Origin of the sequence: Roseburia sp. AM59-24XD (genome assembly GCF_003478445.1) — a bacterium.
GTDB lineage: Bacteria > Bacillota > Clostridia > Lachnospirales > Lachnospiraceae > Jutongia.
In genome coordinates, this window is record NZ_QUET01000002.1 from 11,979 (window position 1) to 31,143 (window position 19,165).

The 19,165-nt window shown below is 49.8% G+C and carries 11 protein-coding genes; 2 read left to right on the forward strand and 9 right to left on the reverse strand.

All coding sequences use genetic code 11. The annotated features are described in order from the left end of the window. Window positions 1–9: 9 nt before the first annotated feature. From DXA20_RS00955 to DXA20_RS16045, 9 genes are all read right to left on the reverse strand, one after another. Complete coding sequence (locus DXA20_RS00955) at window positions 10–2,049, reverse strand: ATP-binding cassette domain-containing protein (protein WP_158577082.1); 2,040 nt, start codon at window positions 2,047–2,049, stop codon at window positions 10–12. A 2-nt stretch (window positions 2,050–2,051) separates the two neighbouring features. Then, window positions 2,052–4,265 carry a cysteine peptidase family C39 domain-containing protein gene (locus tag DXA20_RS00960; protein WP_118558966.1) on the reverse strand — a complete coding sequence of 738 codons (2,214 nt, stop codon included), beginning with the start codon at window positions 4,263–4,265 and terminating at the stop codon, window positions 2,052–2,054. A 12-nt stretch (window positions 4,266–4,277) separates the two neighbouring features. Further along, window positions 4,278–5,192 carry an HlyD family efflux transporter periplasmic adaptor subunit gene (locus tag DXA20_RS00965; RefSeq protein ID WP_118558967.1) on the reverse strand — a complete coding sequence of 305 codons (915 nt, stop codon included), beginning with the start codon at window positions 5,190–5,192 and terminating at the stop codon, window positions 4,278–4,280. Window positions 5,193–5,205: 13 nt separating this feature from the next. Beyond that, window positions 5,206–6,351, reverse strand: a complete 1,146-nt coding sequence (locus DXA20_RS00970; RefSeq protein WP_118558968.1) for an ABC transporter substrate-binding protein — start codon at window positions 6,349–6,351, stop codon at window positions 5,206–5,208. Then, window positions 6,348–7,745: a hypothetical protein gene (locus DXA20_RS00975; protein WP_118558969.1), complete on the reverse strand. Its 1,398-nt coding sequence runs from the start codon at window positions 7,743–7,745 to the stop codon at window positions 6,348–6,350. Before DXA20_RS00975 ends, DXA20_RS00970 begins: the two co-directional genes overlap by 4 nt. 138 nt (window positions 7,746–7,883) lie before the next feature. After that, window positions 7,884–9,572, reverse strand: a complete 1,689-nt coding sequence (locus DXA20_RS00980) for a hypothetical protein (protein WP_147403659.1) — start codon at window positions 9,570–9,572, stop codon at window positions 7,884–7,886. After that, the gene (locus tag DXA20_RS00985) at window positions 9,545–11,155 is read right to left on the reverse strand and encodes a hypothetical protein (protein ID WP_118558971.1); all 1,611 of its coding nucleotides are present in this window, start codon (window positions 11,153–11,155) and stop codon (window positions 9,545–9,547) included. Before DXA20_RS00985 ends, DXA20_RS00980 begins: the two co-directional genes overlap by 28 nt. After that, on the reverse strand, window positions 11,050–16,584 hold the full coding sequence (locus DXA20_RS00990; protein WP_158577083.1) for a Calx-beta domain-containing protein: 5,535 nt from the start codon (window positions 16,582–16,584) through the stop codon (window positions 11,050–11,052). Before DXA20_RS00990 ends, DXA20_RS00985 begins: the two co-directional genes overlap by 106 nt. Window positions 16,585–16,621: 37 nt before the next feature. After that, window positions 16,622–16,783, reverse strand: a complete 162-nt coding sequence (locus DXA20_RS16045) for a hypothetical protein (RefSeq protein WP_022306644.1) — start codon at window positions 16,781–16,783, stop codon at window positions 16,622–16,624. Between the two features lie 202 nt (window positions 16,784–16,985). On the opposite strand from DXA20_RS16045, the gene DXA20_RS00995 reads away from it, so the two are divergent. Both DXA20_RS00995 and DXA20_RS01000 read left to right on the forward strand, forming a co-directional pair. Further along, on the forward strand, window positions 16,986–17,696 hold the full coding sequence (locus DXA20_RS00995; protein ID WP_118558973.1) for a LytR/AlgR family response regulator transcription factor: 711 nt from the start codon (window positions 16,986–16,988) through the stop codon (window positions 17,694–17,696). A gap of 93 nt (window positions 17,697–17,789) precedes the next feature. Continuing rightward, window positions 17,790–19,148: a sensor histidine kinase gene (locus tag DXA20_RS01000; protein WP_118558974.1), complete on the forward strand. Its 1,359-nt coding sequence runs from the start codon at window positions 17,790–17,792 to the stop codon at window positions 19,146–19,148. Window positions 19,149–19,165: the final 17 nt, after the last annotated feature.

A 19,165-nucleotide genomic window follows, 5' to 3' on the forward strand; every position in this document is an offset into this window, starting at 1 on the left:
ACCTCTTTCTTATAACAGCTGGCGCTTCGCCATCTGTGCAAATCTGCCATTGCAATGCAGCAGTTTCTCATACGTTCCCTGTTCCGCAATCCTTCCCTGCTCCAGATAAAGGATCCTGTCACAGTCCCGGATCGTGGACAGACGATGTGCAATAACGAGACGCGTGCATTTCATCTGCTTCAACGTATCCACCACACGCCCCTGCGTCTCGTTGTCTAACGCTGAGGTCGCCTCGTCAAAAAGCAGGACTCCCGGATCACTTGCCAGTGCACGCGCGATCAGAAGCCGCTGTCTCTGACCGCCGGAAATGCCACCGCCATCCTCGGAGATCATCGTAAACATTCCCATCGGCATCTGCCGGATATCCTCCGCCAGTCCCGCCCGTTCTGCCGCCTCCCATGCACCCTCCATCGTCAGCCATGGTGCACAGATCGTGATATTCGAGAAAATATCCCCTGCAAACAGCTTTCCATCCTGTAAAACAACGCCGATCCTGCGGCGCAGTGAGGGAAGATCAAGCTGTCCAAGCTCGCGTTCGTCATAATATACCGATCCCCTTTCCGGCACCTCAAAGCCCAGAAGGATACGCATCAGTGTTGATTTTCCGCAGCCCGAGCTGCCGACGATCCCGATATATTCTCCCGGCTCGATCCGCAGATCAAGTCCGTCTAACACATACGGCATATCCGGCGTATACCGGAAACAGATGTTGTTTAGTTCCAGCCTTCCCTCAAGCCGTTCCACCGCTTCCCTGTCCTCATAAAGCTCCGGCTCTGCCAAAAGCACCGGGCGAAGCATTTTGACCGCCGGACCGAGACAGCCAAGCTGCAGGCCAAAGTCCGCAAGCATTAAAACAGACACGAAAAAGGAAGAAAATGCGGTCTGAAAGGCAATATAATCCGAGGTCGAAAGTCCACTCTTCCAGGCACACCAGTACAGAGCCATGCTTCCGCCAAGTGCCGTCACCTTTGCGATCACCGGCGACAAAAGGATCCATGCATTTCCCATGACCGGCATATGCTTCCAGACAGACGCCCAGACCTGAAATGCCGGCTCCTGTGCACCGGCAATTTTGATCTTGCAGATTCCGCGGATCAACTGATAGGAAATGCCTGTCACCTTTGTCTGCGCCTCGTTCTCACGGTCACGCAGACGGATCTGCAATATACCTGCCACTGCAATATTACAAAGCTGAATGAAAAGGATCACAACCGACGGAATCATAAGTTCACCGGCAAACCATGAGATCTGAAACAGATAGATAACAGACAGCACCGCTGTCAATGCCGCCGGAAGCATTCTGCCGCCAATGATGTTACAGATCTCCTCAATGGCGTCCGTACGCTGATACAGCTCTCCGGAATCATATTGTTTGAAAAAGGCTGCCGGAAGCTGTAAAAGACGCCGCCACACGGCACTCTGTCCTGCCACCTTCATTTTCTCGCCCAGACGGACTCTGCAGATTTCTTTATATAAGGAAAGCAGGGTTGAAAAGATAACGGTGCTGATCACCAGAACCACGATGCCCGGTATTTCCCTTGCCGTCCCGGAAGGAATGACACGATTATAAACAACGCTGTTGATATACGGCATCAGCAGCCCGCACAGCTCCACAAACAGACTGATCACAAGGATTACGATCAAATCGGTATGCGGAATGCTCTCCCACAGGAAACGCCACAGCATCCCCGTCCCTTTGTGTTCACAGGAAAATGGCTTATAAAAGCATCTCGCCGTCCTCTGAAACTGCTTTGCAAGCTGCATATCTACCACCTTTTCCTGTTCTTCGATCCAGACATGGTAGTGGTTTCCGACCGGAACCGCCGCATAGATCCGGTCATCCTCGCCGTAAAGCTCCATTGGGAGAAATGCTTCCTTCCACCATGCCCCCTCCAGCGTGATTTTCCGCGGGATCAGTCCGGACTGCCGCAGGATGCTTTCATGCCAGTCCGCTGCCAGCAGATCGATCCCCTCCGGCATAGAGATCCGGTAATAATTCAGAATCCTGGCAATCTCGTTTTGTTCTCTTTTTCTTTCTCTCTGCTCCAATTTCATTCTCCTTTTTGCACATCAGCCTGCTCAGCGGATTCCTGCTTTATCGGTGAAGCCCCCTCTTCATCCGCTCGAAGCAATGCCGCATATGCACCGTCTGCCGCCATCAGTTCTTCGTGGGTTCCACGCTCCTTTATCACACCGCACTCCAGCATAATGATCTCATCGGCATCCCGGATCGTGGACAGACGATGCGCGATCACAACACAGGTCATCCCGCGCCGTCTTACTGCATCCATCACCTTCTGTTCAGTCATCACATCCAATGCAGAGGTTGCCTCATCCATGATCAACACGGAAGGATCCTTTACCAGCGCCCGCGCAATTTCCATCCGCTGTCTCTGCCCGCCTGAAAAATCTGAACCTCCCTCGCGGATCACATGCTGATAGCCATGTTTTCTCGCCATAATGTCCTGATGAATGCATGCATCCTTACATGCCTGAATCACCTTTTCCTGCCGGATCGAATCATCCCACATCGTGATATTGTCCCGAACCGTTCCCCCGAAAAGGGCGATCTGCTGATCCACAACGGCAACCGACCTGCGAAGAAGCTGTATGTCCAGCTCCTCCAGCCGGACATCATCATATAACACCGCCCCGGACGCACAGGGATAAAGCCCGCATAACAGCTTTGCGACAGTCGATTTGCCACTTCCGCTGCCTCCTGCCAGTGCGATCACCTTTCCGGGCTCTGCCTCCATGGAGAAGCTCCGGATCAAAGGTTCCGTCACCGGGCTATAGCCAAACGAAATATCCCGCACACAAAGCCTGCCGGTCAGTCGCCCGGCATTCTCCGTTTCCGGCAAAGCAGCACCGCCCGATAAAGGATCGTCCTCATACTCCAGCACATCCTGTACCCGCTCAACATTTCCCTTCATCTCCTGTGCCGCCTGAAGCCCCTGTGCAAACGATGTCATCGGCGAGAAGCAAAGCTGCAGAAATGCCTGAAACGCCGCCAGCGTTCCGATCGTCTGCTGTCCCTCAAATACCGCATAAATTCCAAGGATCAGTATGATACCGTTACTAAGTCCAGCCATCAGTCCCGGAAGGATTCCAAGACGGATCCTGCTTTTCTCCAGCTCCAGCCTGACATTGTCGTATCTGGTCTGATAGCCGAGGATCCGCTCTAAAAGCCCCTGCTCGGCACCACTCGCCTTGATCGTCTCGATCATGGAAATTCCAGAAAGCTTCACCCCCGACAGTTTTCCACTGTCCCGGCTTAAATTGCGCCCAAGATTGCCATAGTAGCGTGCCCGCAAAAGAGCCGCCAGAAGCTGTAAGATCCCCGCCGCGGCTGCCACAAGACTCATCCGGACATCCAGCGAAAACATCAGACCATACAGACAGAACATCAGGATCACTTCCATAAGTGCCGGCAGGATCCGTTCAAAAAATAACGAAATAATCTCCTGTCCGTCCTGCTGCCTCGAGACAATATCCCCACAAAACCGCTGGTCAAAAAATGCCGCCGGAAGCCGGAGCAGCTTCCGAAAAAACACTGCCGCTTCCCGGATGCGAAGCTGTGCCTGAAGCCGTTTGGCAAATAACACCTGCAGACCTCCGGCAAGAAGCATTCCTGTACCTGTCACCAGCATGGCAAGCAAAAGTGCCGGCAGCCATTCCGGGGAACCGCCGAGAAGGATCCGGTCCGTAAATATTTTATAAAAGACCGGCGGCAGTCCGTTCAAAAGACTGTACACAGCCCCCAGGACAATGACAAACACAAATGCCGCCTTCTGTCCACGACACATTTTCTTAATAAATCCTCCTGTCTGAGCCGGCATGCCGATCCGCTCAAACGCCTCTCCCGGTCTAAAACACAGAGCGATTCCGGTAAACGACCGGTCAAACACCTCCGCAGGAACCCGTATCCTTCCTGACGCCGGATCATTGATCACCGCATCCGTCCCCCGAAATCCGCACAGCACCACGAAATGATTGAAGTTCCAGTGAATGATCATCGGAAAATCCTGCCTTTGCCGGATCTGTTCCGGATCCATCTTGTAGGCTTTTGCCTCCAGCTCATGCTTTGCGGCAGCCTTGACAATATATTTTGCCAGGCTTCCATCCCTCGTCACATTGCAGTCAATCCTCATTTTCTCCAGGGGAATAAACCGCTTATAATACGCCAGTATCATTGCCAGCGATGCCGCGCCGCACTCAACGGCTTCCATCTGCAGCACCACCGGCACTCTCTTTACATTTTTCATTGCTTCCCCCTGTTATATTTTCTGAAGGATCAGCTCATACGGATGATATTCCTGCCGTATGATCCGGATCCGGCAACGGTCGCCGGATTTCATGTTCAGCGCCTCGCCCTTCGTATTTGACCAGACATAGCCTCCATCTCCCGTCTCCTTCACACTGAGCTGAATGGTTACCTCCACACAATTCTGTGACGGCAGGATTTCCTCCACATAGTCCAATGTGCCCATATGCTTCACAATATGATTTTCCGTCACAATGTTTTCATCAATGTTCGAAATAATTCCTTCGACATAGCCATATTCCTCTCTGGTCACATACGACGGCGTGATCTGCGCCTCCATACCTACCGCAAGCGCGCCGATCTGCTCCCTCGGAACATAGATATAAACCTCCTGATAGCTGTAATCATCCTGCGGAACGATCGATGCCACCACGTCTCCGGCATCGACTGCCTGCCCGTTTAAAAGAATCTTCTGCACAACGCCGTCCGAGGTGCTTCGCAGCATGTATTCTCCGCGCTGCCCGCGGATCTTCTCCTCCAGATCACGGTATCTTTGCGAAGTCTTCGCATAGCTTTTCTGGCGTTCCCGCAAGGTCTCAATCCTTTGCAAAGCAGCTTCATTATAGATGACCGCAATCACATCGCCTCGCGATACCGTATCACCTTCCTCGACTAAAACGTCACCCAGAACACCGCCGATCTGCGCCCGCAGACTGATCACATCGTTGTAGTCGAAAATAACACCGTGATAATCTGCCCCGCTGGACACTGTCCCAAAAAACGCCCACATCACCGCTGCCGCAATTCCTGTCAGAACCGCCGCAAATAAGATCCATGCACCGGATGGAATGATCCGCACTCTCTGGTCGAGCTGTTCGGGTGCTGCCAGCTGCTGCATTGCTTTTTCCTGAAATAATCCCTGTTTCATCCCTCGATCCCTCTCATTTCATTCGCACAAACTTGCTGTTTCTGCACACAAACACCGGACAGTTTTCGGAAGAAAGACGTCCCTTTTCATCGAAATAAATCCTTCCTGCCACGCCCTCATATCCTTCCTTTTTCTTCAGCTCCCGCATCATGCTCTGACTTTCTCCGCCGCATCTGTCATACGCCTTTCCAAGCATCTGAAACAGATCATAATACTGCACCGCCGCAGTCGAAAAGCGAACCTGCTTTTCCACCTCGTAATGCCGTATAAACCGTTCCATCTCCTCGCTGTCTTCATACGGATAGACCGGAACGATCACGACCCCCTCCAGATCCTTTCCATACTTTTTCAGGATTTCAGAGCTGTCAAGGGCATAATCTCCAACCACGGTCAGATCCGGTCTTTTCTTTCGCAGTCTGCTAAGCAGCCATGCGCTGTCGGTCTGTGTATAAAAGTTGGCAACCACCGTATCAATTGAAAGCTTTTCGCATCTCGCCAGCAGCTGTGCCAGACCATCCTCATCAAACGGACCGGTCTGAGTATAATAAATATTCGTATTGTCACTGTCCCGGATTGCGGACTGTATCCCTTTTAGTTCGTCCTTTTCAAATGTTGTATCCGAATGACAGAGTGCGATGTTTTCCCGTTTTTCCTGTTTCAGAAATTCGCCGATACTGCTGCCGATCGTTCTGCCGCTTAAGAAATCCGTGATCAGATATTCATAGCCCCGTTCTGCCACCTCATCGTAGCAGCCCATTGTAATAATAAACGGCTTTTGTACCTGTTCAAAAAATCCGGCCTCCGCACCGATCGACTCGAAATTCTGAAAGCTGATGACCATGTCCACACTTTCATCCTCCGCCAGTGCCTTCGCCATGGAAATTCCATTGACATAATCGCCTCCGTCATCCACACGCTCCAGATCGATTGATATTCCGCTTTCCTTTTCCAGAGCCTCCTGCGCAAGCATGATCCCGTTTTCAATTCCTTCATCGGAATAATAGTAATCACCGCTGTCCAAAATAACTATTTTTAATGTGTCCGTTTTTGTGGACTTTGCTTTTGGGGGCTTTCGCTGTATTTTTCCTGCCACCATAACAGTTCCTGCCACTACTGCCAGAATAACGATTCCGGCAATGATCCGTTTTTGACGTTTCACTTCATCCCTCCCTGCTCTCCGGCGGGCTGTCCGATATAATCCTTATATCCGGCAGTTGTCCGGTATATGGTGTTTTTGCCGTCTCTGCTTAAATATTCCGGATAGAGAAGCTGGATCAGTTCCATGTCTCCTCCATGAATCTTATTGCACTTGCGCCCGGAGTCCGTCTCGTCCACACTGTCCACCTGTACCACATACCGTGTCCCATACAGATAATACGGTAGTGCGAGCATTGTGATATAATCAACCACCGCCTCCTTGCGCGTATCCCTTCCCGTGATCTTCTGCATATAGGTTGATCCCTCAAGATACGGTCTTCTTTTTTCATAAAAAAGCTCCCGCAATTCCACCTCTCTGTCATGTACCACCAGATAGGAAAGCTTCGGATATTTCTCTGCGACATGACGGATCACATCCAGATAATGATCCGTGATCCGATAACATTCTTCGCGAAATTCTTCCATCACCTTCTCCCGGAGCGTTTCCTCCAGATTTTGAAGGATTGCCTCCATGTACTTAAAATAGGACAGATCCGGAAGCGGAATCACAATTTTCCCGTCAAACACCTCTGCCACACTGAACAGATAACGGATACTGTCATACTCCTGCCTTGTCACTCCTTTTTTACAGTTACGGATCCGGACAGCCTCGATCTTCTCCGGATGCCTTTCAATAAATTCCTCGATCGTCTCCTTTTCGTCATTTCCGACAAGGCAGCGTCTGTCACAGCTGCAGTCAAAAACCGCCCGCTCCCCATTGTCTGTCGTCATCTCCAGAAAAACCTCATCCACACCAAACAGGCACGGTCCTCCCACCAGCCCGATCGGCTCCTTCTGCGCTAATGCCTTTCGAAGCTGTTCCAGATGCGACACAAAAAGAGGAATCTCCCGGATGTCTCCGGTCTTTATCTTTGCAAGCTGCGGAAACATTTTCTGCAGATCATAAAACCAGCTGAAATAGACCGTATTTTTGTACATCATTGTCCGGATCTCTCTGTAATCATAGCCGTAAATGCCGCAAAGCTCTTCCTCCTTTCCCCGCCGGATTTCCCTTTTTTGTTTCTGCAGACGTTTTCGTTTCTGTTTGAACAGTGCCATTTCTTCCTGTGTAAAGCCTTCTCCCGCTTCGTTTTTCTTTCGCTTAAGCCATCTGCCAAGCTGCTCGGATATACGGTTGATACGTATATATTCCGGATCGTTTTCCAGCGCATTCTTCAGCCTGCTTTTGTATTCCAGAAGCTCTGCAAACTGCTCGGCACTGTCCTCTCCGTTTTTTTCCTGAAGAAAATTTCCTATCGTGATCGGATAATCAAGCACCTTTCCGGGCATTTCCCGGTAGACGCTTTGTTCCGGTTCCATTCTGTCACATAGTATACTCCGGATGTCTGTCAGCATTTTCTTTTCCTGCCTTTCTAAGCAAACAGCCCGGCATAAAATTACCGGGCTGCCTGGCAGCAAACCTGAAATCGGTATACTGCTTTCCTTGTTTTTAACCTTAACAAATGTCATGGATCACTGCATTTGACCCCTGCATTATTTTTTGACTTTAACAACGGTTTTGCCGGAGTATCCCTTCTTCGTCACCGTCACTCTTACCGCCTGTTTCTTTTTCAGCTTTTTCTTCAGGCGGATCACCACTTTGCCCTTTTTGTTCGTCTGATATACCGGATACTTCCGAATCAATCCCTTTTTCTTACCTTTTCCGGCTGTCTTTTTGTTCCGGTAAACGGTCACAGAGACCTTCGCCTTTGACAGCGTCTGAACGGTTATCTTATTCCCCTTTTTGTTGATCGTCACCTTTGCCGTCGTCTTTTTCACGGTCGGCTGTACGCCTGCGTCTGACGGTTCCGGCGATGCGGAAACTGATGGCGTACCGGATGGTGCTGCGGTCGGCTGCGAGCCGGCCGGTGCGGTACTTGACGGTGTATCTGTCGGCACCGGTGTCACGGTCGGTGTCGGCGTCGGCTTTACTTCTGCCTTTTTGACCGTTACCTTGATCGTATTTCTGGTGATCAGAGACTCCGGCACACGGTACATTTCCCGGTTCTGTCTAAACCAGCCGGTTCCGTCGGTCTGGCTTAACGAGCCAAAGCTGCCATCGTATTCCTCCTCAATATTTCCGTTTGCGGCAAATGGATCTGCCTGCTGCAGCTCGCCGCCCGGATAAGTGACTGCGGTAATTTCCGTCTCGCCCTCCTTGAGCGGGATCAGCACACCGTTGTCATTGACATAAGCCACGCTTTCATCCGAAGAAGTCCATTTTGTATTCAGGATCGACTTTGGATCAAGCCCCTGTTTCTGAAGCTCGGCTGCCTCACTGCTATCATCCTTCCAGTCAAAGACCGGCTCAAGCTTAAGCACCTGATCCTCGGAAACCTTCAGCGTATCCTTTACCGGCTGCAGCGTCTGTGCCGCATCCATGATATCCGGAATACCCTGATCCTGAGCTGCTTCATTGCTAAGCTCACACTGTCCGATCCGGATACCGCTCAACGCATCCACTGCCTTTCCTTCCCATGCGGACACTTCTCTTGTCACATTAAACGGCTGTGAGATATCGCCATATTCCGCCGTCAGCGTCAGTGCATCGGACTTGCTTCCGTCCTCTGCGGTTGTAACTTCGCCGAACTTCGAATTGCTGATATCAACCGTCATGGTCAGATCGCAGCTCTCTCCATATGCTGCCTTAACCATCTTTTCCTGTGCCAAAACTTCTTCCTTATCCTTCACCTTTACCGTTCCTTCAAAATCCTGATTTCCCGTATTGACAACATGCAGCTTCACCGATGCTGTTTTTGCATCAACAAGCTCTGCACTGACCACGGAAATACTCAGCTCCGGCTGTTCATGAAGCACCTTCTCCACGGTAGTGATCTCATCCCCCTGCTTCAACTCGATCACAAGCTTTGTTCCTTCTATCTGTCCCATATTCAGGACACCATCATACTGCAGTGTTACCGTATTTCCTCCGAGAAGCACTCCCTTTCCGCCATCCTCTGTGACGGTTCCAAGAGACGTCCATTCCACCTCGTCGGTCACGACTTCATTGTCCCCCCGGATATACATCCGATACTCCGCATTTTCGATCGGTTTTAAGCCATCGTTGGTGACATTCATCCGGAAGGAAATGTCCTCTCCCAGCGCATAAAGCTCCTTCTCCGTCTGAATGCCATCATTCTGTAATTCACTTCCGATCACAAAAGTCTGCGCATACATCTGCATATTGCTTTCATCCATTTCGAAGACATTGTTGTCATCGAGTTTCTGTTTTCCTTTGATAAAGAAGGCGCGAATATTTCCGTCCTCATCCACCCGGAAGGAAAGATCCTCGTAGTTGTCTCCCTGTCCATCGGTAAGCTGAACCGGTTCTGACCATCCATAGCCGTCACAGGCACGGATCGTTTTATCTTTGCCGGATCTCCTGCCGAAACGACACCGGTCTGACCGTTCAGATCCTCCTGCTTTTTGTAGTCGAACGTGAACACATCGCCCGCAGAAAGGGTCGAACCGTCCTCCAGTGTTGTGTCCTTCAATGCCGTGAAGCTTACCGGATACGTTGTTTTATCCTTACCTGTCGCAAACCGGTACGTTTTCGTATCATCGTCCTCAAATGTGTATGCGGTAGAAACAGATTCCAGCTCCGGTTCACAATATGCTCCGTAAAGCTGTGTCTCGCGCACAACATTTTCGGCTCCCGACTTATCTTCATCCTTCTGGCTCGTTCCGAGTGCACTCCAGATCACATACATGCTATTGTCGTTTGCCTGCACATCGTATTCACTGATCTTGTTCTCCGCAACACTGCCATCCTCGCTGACCTCCTGCTGATGACGGATTGCTGTGACAACCGGATCATTTTCGTATTTGTTGATGATATACATCGGTCTTGTACTGCCATCCGGCATGGAGACCTGTGTTTCCTTCAGATAACTGCTGTCGCTGTTTAAGGACGATACAATATCGCTGACATTCAGATACTGAATATCTCCGTCATGCAGCCAGTACAGATAGGTCATGCCCTTGCAGCGCACAAACTTCGGTCTGGAATCTCCGACAGAATCGCCCGTGATCTGGATCGGATGATGGAACTCATCCTGCCTGAAGTTGTATATCTGCAGGTACAGTCTCTGATCGTCACTCGTCTCCAGATTGGCATCCGCATCGGTCGTGTACGCATAAAGAGACAGGCCGTTGTAGGAAATGCTGTCGGAATCTACGACACGCGGATCTATCATCTCATCTACGATCACGTCTGAGGTCTTCTTTGTCTCTGTGATCGTACGCGTAACCGTTTCTCCGTTTTCATCCTCGATCTCAACGGTTTCACCCGGTACCTCAGTCTCCGTTTCCTCGATCCTTGCCGGTACACCGAGATCTAACAGTCTCTGACCATATAACTCAGGATCCTCCGGATCTGCAGAATCCCATTCCAGTGCTCCGTTTTTCAATGTTGCCATACGACATGCGATCGCATTGTAGCCATTGATGATATCACCGTAGGTTGTCACCTCGGAATCACTGTCGGCATCCTCATCCACGATCACATCGCCATTGTTGCCATGCTCGTAGCTTTGCTCATCGTAATCAATCTTCGTATAGTAAACAACCAGCCTCTGTGATTCTTCATCAAAGGCGATCATCGGATCCATATCTGCCATCACTTCATCCTGTGTTGTCTTTGTGATCGCAAATTCGTCTGTCATCGTATTATCATTAACATCAAACAATACACCACTGATATCAAGCTGCGACAGAACATCCTTTGTGCCGTCTGATTGGTAAATTCCCTTGCGGCATCGGACCATGTGATCAGCACCTTGTCATCTGTCAGACGATAAAGAGCCGGTGCCTCATCCCAGGTTCCGTCATCGCTTACGCTGACCGGTCTGGACCATGTTGTGCCGCCATCTTTCGTGATCGTGTAGAACAGCTCGGCACGGTTGATCATGTCACGCTCTCCGCTGTCGCTGATAAATACCGTGAGCTGCTTGCCATTGCCAAGATCCAACATCTTTGTCTGCTGATCCGGATAAGCTCCCTCCATCAGCAGAACCTCTTTGCCGGCATCCACTGACCGCTTCTTTAGCTTCACCGGCTGCCACTTGCTTCGGTTATTCAGATAATCTCTCGCAAATTCTTCCGAATTGGAGACATCGTCAATATCTTCATAGAGATAATTCTCCTCGAAGTCATTTAACATCTTTGCCACGCTGACTGCACCATACTGGAACAGATTCATCTGCTCACCCTTGTAAAGCGTCCATTTCTTTTTGATAAATAAAATTTTCAGCTTCAGTGCCGCGCTCAGTGTAACATTTCCATATCCGGAGGAGGATTCGTTCTGTCCCATAATTGGTACAGTGAATCCGAAATCAAAATCGGCTGTTCCGGATACGACAACACTTGCCACCTTGCCAAGACCAACACCCGCGCCCACGGTAATGGTCGGTGCCAGCATGAATTTGGTGTACAGCGAGAAGTTATCCTTATTCAGGCTTAATGCACCCTTCTCGTTGCCGGCCTTTGTCACATTGAATACATCATCGTACATTCTGCCGTTTGAGGATTCTGCGGCAAATGCTGCCACCGCCTTTCCTCCTACCTCAAGCTCTGCAAGGATCTCCACTCCGATCGGCGTCATGTAGCTGACCGTATACTGGAAATCTGCATCTGCCGCGGCGATCAGTGCCAGCGAATTAAAATAATACTGACCATCCGGCTTGCCCTGACCGGTAATTCCACTTTCTACCGTCAGGATCACCGCAACGCTGAAATTGTAATGGAAGGAACTGCTTCCCATTGTACTGCTTGCCGGAGCGGCACTTTCCTGCGCCTTCTCCGCCGCCTTCTTGCTCTCATTCAGATCCTTCTTCGGTGCCGGTGTGCTTGTTGCCTTCTCATCGTCACCGTCGTCATCATCCTCGCTGTCATCACTGCCCATCAGACCCTCCATATACTGCTTGATATTGTCTCTTCCGGACAGTGCCTCCCCCTTATTCTCCGCACGATATTCCAACTGCTGTTTCTTAAGCTCCTCCATGACCTTGCTGTTATAACCAAAGGCAACCTGGATCGTGTTGATCTGCGCATTTGTTTTCTTATCATTGTAATGCGTCTTGTTGCCCATAGACTCGACATCATAATCAAGAGGAAGATCAAACTTTGTGCTGACACTTCCGATCAGCTTGAGCACCTTGGTAAAAGGTGTCTTAAAGCTTGCTGCAATGCCGATCGCCGTCAGTTTATTCTGGAAGGTCATACCTACATCCACTGCAGGATATACATGGTCAATCTCCTTGCCATCCTTCTTATCCGTAAAGATTCCCTGAATGGTCATCTGATCGCCGCCCTTGACGCCTGCCTTTAAGGTATTTAAGGTCAACTCAAACGGCTGATCTGCCGATTGACGCGTTAAGGTCTTCGAATAAATCTCACGGTCGTCGCGAAGAATCTTCACCACAGCCTTATTTGCCTTAACACCAACGCTGGAGCTAAAGCCAAAGGTAAATGTCGTGTCATCGTTGACAACATCTAAGATGCTGTCGCTTCCGTTGGAACGGATCCCTGTGTCTGTTCCGCCGATTTTCACTGAGAAATTGGTCGGGAACATATACTTGGAAACATCGATCGTCTCCTCTTTATAGCCGGTTCCCTGTACGGCACCGACAAAGCTGATCGCACCCATGCGGACGTCCGCCATATAGGTTTTACCCTTTTCATAGTTGCCTTCTGCGATATAGTAGCCTTCGCTGTCTCCGGTCACAGCATCCTGACCGGCAAAGGTCACGGTCGCATCAGTCAGCGGTTTCTCGATCGAAACATCCGGATCCAGCACCGTGGATGATTTCTGCGTCAGCTTCATCAGCACGGTATTTTCATTGCCGGTCGATGTGTCGCGTCGCACAAAATCATAATAAACCTTGCTGTTTGCATAAATGCTCGGACTGTATTTGAATACATTTCCATAGAAAATGCTGACGCTTCCCGCAAGATCCCCGGAAAATCCAAGCTCTTCGAGACGTTTCTTCGCACTTTTCACATTTTCATCGGAAAGATTTCCATCGTTGTCGGTATCTGCGGAATAATCTCCCCATCTGCCGATAAACAGCGGAGAAATCATGGCATTCATGGTGTAATCCGTAAATGGATTCGCATTTTTGAAGGTCAGTCCGGTGTTTAAATTGCCAAAGGTGTTTCCACTGCTGTCCTTCATCATGCCCTTGTCGTCAGACACGGACACATAGCCGCCGGAGTTTCCGAGAAAATCAATCTCTGTTTCCTGCGAGGTCAGATTTAATCCATTCACCTTGCGGTTTCCGCTGATTGTAATGGTTGCCCCGGTTCCGTCCACCCAGCCAAGCTTCTTCCATGTTCCGCTCATGGAGAAACGGTATTTTCCGTTTACAACCGTCGGTGTCAGTTTATATGGTGCGCCCGTAACCAACGCACCGCTGTCATCATACACACACAGACTTGCGCTGACCGGTTTGCCGAACATCTGCGCCTGATCGCCCTTGCCGTTTTTGTATTTTGGATTAGCAAGATATTCAAAGGAAATGGATACCTGTGCATCCGTACCACTCTGATACAGCTTCTCCATCGCCGTCTGCATTGCTTCCACATCAGAAGCCTTTGAACAGTTATACGTCTTTCCGGCGATCACATATTTCAGATTTGTGTAGGTGTTGCGGTACGTGTTCGGATCCGCCTCCACCTGCAGCTTCGTATCGCTGTAGTCAAGCTTGACGATATTGTATGGCATCTGCAGCGAGATATTGGCAACATTTCCCGCCGAATTGCTGTTATCAAGCGTCAGACAGGTGCCTGCCGCTGCTGCCGCAAAGGACTTCCTGCCCCACCTGTAGTCATTCTCATTTCTTGTGGTATAAACAGAGAACGCCGGGTTGTACGCGGCAACATTTCCGGAGCCGGTCAGCCCCTTCACCGTATCACCCACCTTGAGCGTAAACTCTTTCCCCTTCGCATCAAAGCCCTTGAGCATTCCTCTGTTGACATTGGCGTTCTCCAGCTTTAATTTCGCTGTCTTCTGGGACAATACCGGTCTGAAATAGATCGTATCTGCCTTATAAAGGTCAAATTTACTAAAGAAACCGGCATTTAATACAACATTTAAATTGCTTCCGTCTGTGATTCTCTGCCATTCCCTGTTGTCTGTTGATGCCTCAATTCCCTTCAGCTCCAGTACCTGCTCGTTGAATTTCTCGAGCTTAAAACGGATCACATCGGAGCGGTAAACGCTGCCATAGCTCGTTTGATTGATCCCGTTTTTGCTGTTCTGTACATTCGAGGAAACAGAATCGATCTTTAAAGTAGGAGTAATATCCGTTTTCTTTTTTAAGGTCAGTTCTCCCTTTCCATTTCTGTCATACCCGACCTGATATTGCTGCGTATAAAATTTATCATGGGATGCCTGACAGGAGGCCGTGTATTTTTTCAGATATAAACGCATCCAGCCTACATAACCATTGGTATGATTGCCTTCCTTTGCCCAGCTCTGAACCTTCACCTTGTTCTTCCACTGGTTATTGTTGTCAAAGGACTTCTTGCAGACCGCCCATTTTGTGTCTGCTTTATAGCTCCACTTCTGATCATTTCCAAAATACATATTGACGCCGTATTCTTTTTCTGAATGATGATGCGTCTTCTTAAAGATCCACCAGCCGGAGGTCGTGGTCCACTGTCTGCCGTTACCGGAATTGTAGTAGCCAAACTCCGCTGCCGAAGCACCGTACAACTTCACACTGTCCTTTGTGGTGATCCATCGGTCACCGCCCCAGTATTGGAACCGTGTCTCATTATTCTCACGCCAGATATTACCACCGCTGTAGTCCATATCCTGCGCCGGAACAGCCCACTGACCATTTGCCGGCTTCCAGCCGTTCGGACTGATCTTCTCCGGACCGGTCTGCGCTGCCGTCGCTGTTTTCAGTGCTGCCTTTTTCTTCGATGTGGCTGCCGGGATCACAACCTGGCAGGCATCCTTCATATAGCTGCTTCCGTCACGGCTTAACAGAACATAAAAGTCGCGGCTTGCCTTGCGGTACTCATTTGATAATACATCAATGGATACCTTCTTCTCCGTCTCACCGGCATAGAAATCGACCTTTTTCAGACCGGCTTTATAGTCAGCCCCCTGATTGGCACTTCCCTCGCCGGTTCCGATATAAACGGAATCAAAGAAATTAATTCCTGCCGTTCTGCGGACCGTGACAACTGCTTTGTCCGCGGAGGCATTCACCTTATCCTTTGCAAAGGTATACTTAGACGTCTCACTGCCATCGTTATCCTTGATATTGACATAGGCATTGTAGGATTCACCGACCGGTGCACTGCCCTCGACCGGAAGAAGTGCACAGACAAGCTGCTCCTCTGCCTCGGAAATCTTGTCATCCTTCGGCACCAGATAGAGGTATTTGACATACTCTCCGTCCTTGAAGTTTAACACCTGCTCACTTCCGGAAACATTGTCCATAAAGACTTCAAAATTGTCTCTTACCTCGTCTGCCTTCTCGGAGTTATCGGCGATCTTCCAGTTTGGACGATCCGATTTCTGTCCGGTCTGCGCGTCGCGGCGTGCCTTTAAGGATGTTTTCGCTGTCTGTGGTTTGCTATCTGCCTTTGCGGCATACGGCGTCACCGTCACATCCGGATACTGATCCAGCGGATTCCCGGTTGCAACAGCCTTCTTCTCCTGACCGCCGGCATAATCTGCTGCCGCAGCCTCCACCACACTGCTGCCGTCCGGCGCCTCGGTGCTTTCTGCGGTATCGTCTTTGCTCAGATCCACCTTCTTTTCCATTGCCGTCTGAATCAGCGGAAATGCATCCTTCCCCTTCTTCATGGCACGGAAACGATTCTTTCCCACATAGATCTTATAGTCCTCACCATAAGAGCTTGTGATATCAATCGCTTTAAACTTTACCTGTGCACTCCCCTCGGTTCCACCCTGACGGATCACGGCAATCTCAAGCGCCTTGTCACTCTCCTTCACCTCCATCTGGGTTCCCAGAAAGTTAAACAGTCCGTTCGGATATTCCTGTACCATCTGCTTTCCGTCCCGGATCGCTTCCCTTAAGCCGGCTTCCTGCGCCTTTGCCTTCTGCTGATAGGATGCTGCCGCGGCCGAGACCTCCGAAACATTTCCCGTTGCGAGCATCGCCGCCACTAAGAGCAGCGATATTCCTCTTCGGTAATAACTTTTCCATTTTTTCATACAATCCCTCATTTCGTTTTGCGGATTTTACTGTGACTTAAATCCTGCTGATCGTGTCATCACTGATCGCAGTTGTCTCAACCTTCTTTTTCTCACGCAGGCTGTAGCCGCCTGCCACCTGCTCGAGGTCCTCCAGACTGATTTCTGTCACCTCCTGTGCTGCCTTCTTGTCCTCCTGATTGAGCTTCTTGTTTTCCATAAGCTCCTCCTTTCCTGCATTACGTTCATTGTTTTCATTTTATTCATAATAACATCGCTGTTACCGAAAGAATACCTGCATTTCGTCCAAAAATTCATACATTTGGTCAAAAAACGTATGCGTTTATGCATTTTTTGCTGTATTTTTGTGACGAAATGTGTTACAATTTGTTCATATTCATCGAACGAGGGGAGGGTTTGCTATGACCATTGCAATCTGTGATGATGATCCGGCGGTCTGTGACTATCTGACCGGCTGCATCCGGGAATACGATGCGCTTCACGGTATCGGACCGGATATGAAGATCCTCTGTTTTCCGCGGGGCGGGGATTTTCTGAAAAATCCCCACGCCGATATTCTGTTTACGGATATTTATATGGAAGATCTGTCCGGCATCGATATGCTCCAAAGCATTCCGCCGCGCTTCCGTCCCCGCTATGTGATCGTGATCAGCACCAGCCGCGAGTTTGCCATTGACGCCTTTCGGCTCAAGGCGACACATTATCTGATCAAGCCCCTTGACCGTAAGGATGTGTTCGAGGCGCTGGATCGCTGTATGGAACATCAAAGGCTCTCCCCGCAGCTTCAGCTCCATGCAGCTTCCGGTCTGATCTCCATCCCGATGGCATCGATCATTTATCTGGAGTCTTTTCATAAACGCACGCTGATCCACACAGAACGTGAGACGATCTCCACCTACGATCCGCTGCAGGCACTAAACGAAAAGCTGGATGACCGTTTTCTGCAGCCACACCGCAGCTTTATTGTGTCCATGCCGCATATCCGTGCGTTTTATTATGATCATCTGATCCTCGATAATGATCTGGAGATCATGCTGTCCCGCAAGAAGCGCAACGAACTAAAAAAGCAGTATCAGTACTATCTTTGCCGGATCACGCGGGAACACGGATGACTGCGCTGACAGAAAGGTAAGCTCAAAAAGACTGCAGGCCGGAATGCTTTTTCTGATTTTACAGACTGCAAGTGCTGCAGAAGGGAGGTAGTTATGCTTTTATTGATACGTCTTCTGGTGGGATACTTTCTCCAGAGCTTCCCCTTCGGACTGCTCTGCATCTACGCCTTCCGGGATCATTACCGTTTTCGCAGCAGACAGACCTATCTGATTCTGGGTGGCGGAACCCTGCTGCTTAGCACAATCTTTTCTACTCTATGTATACTCCTGTACAAATATTCGATCATTCCACAGAAGGATCTCTTTTTCGCTGCCAATCTGCTTTTTATGGCAACGATGATCCCCTGTCTTTTGATGTATATTTATCTGACTCGCGGTATCTTCTCCAAGAAGCTGTTTGTTTTTCTGTTTGCGCTGACCGCAGCATTTGTCATAAATTCATTTAACAACATCATCTGCTCCCATCTTTCCAGACACATGACGGCGGACGGGCTGCCTTACGACAATGTCTCAATCCCGATGATCCTTTTGTGTACGCTGTTGTTTATCCCGCCGCTGTTATTTCTCCTGCACCACAAATTTATTCCGCTTTGCGATTTTCTGGATCCAAAAGAATACCGCCAGCTCTGTCAGCTCGCACTTGTTCTCTTTCTGATACTGATATTTGAATTTTTCCCGATGTCTGACGGAAGAATTTACAACCGGACCATCCTGTATCTTTACATCGCTTTGATCCTGTGTACGTTTATGATCTATTTTATATTCTTTCAGATTTTCGCCAGAGAGAAGAAGCGGTTTGAAGCGCAGAAGCAGCTGGAGGAGACAACCCGCCAGCTCGAGCTGCAGCAGACGTATTATCAGAATATGATCAAAAATACCGAAGAAACAAGACGGATGCGGCACGATTTCCGCCAGCACCTCATCGTTCTGCAGGGCTATGCAATGGCCGGAAACACACAGGGACTCGTCGAATATCTGTCCGACCACATCCGTCAGATCGACCATCTTGCCACTCCGTCGTATTCCAATCTTCCGGTCGTGAACATGCTCCTGCATCATTACCGCCGGCTTTGTCAGGAAAATGAGATCCGGATGGACATTTCCGCCACACCGATTCCATCCACCGGTCTCTCCGATTCGGAGCTTGCCACGCTGCTCGGCAATCTTCTGGAAAATGCCTATACCGCAGCAGACCACGCCCTGCCCGGCAACCGAAGCATTACGGTCCGCCTTGCTGTTCACGGCAACATGCTTGTCATCACGATCGACAACGGCTTTGACGGAAATGTCAACAAAAAAAGAGACCATTACCTGTCGACAAAAGTGTCTCATACAGGTTATGGTCTCCGCAGTATTCGTCATATCTGCGATACACACGGTGGAAACTGCAGCTTTTCGCATGATACGGACTGCTTTCACTCCTCTGCCGTGATCGCCATTGATCCGGATTAACCGCCGTTACGGTAAGA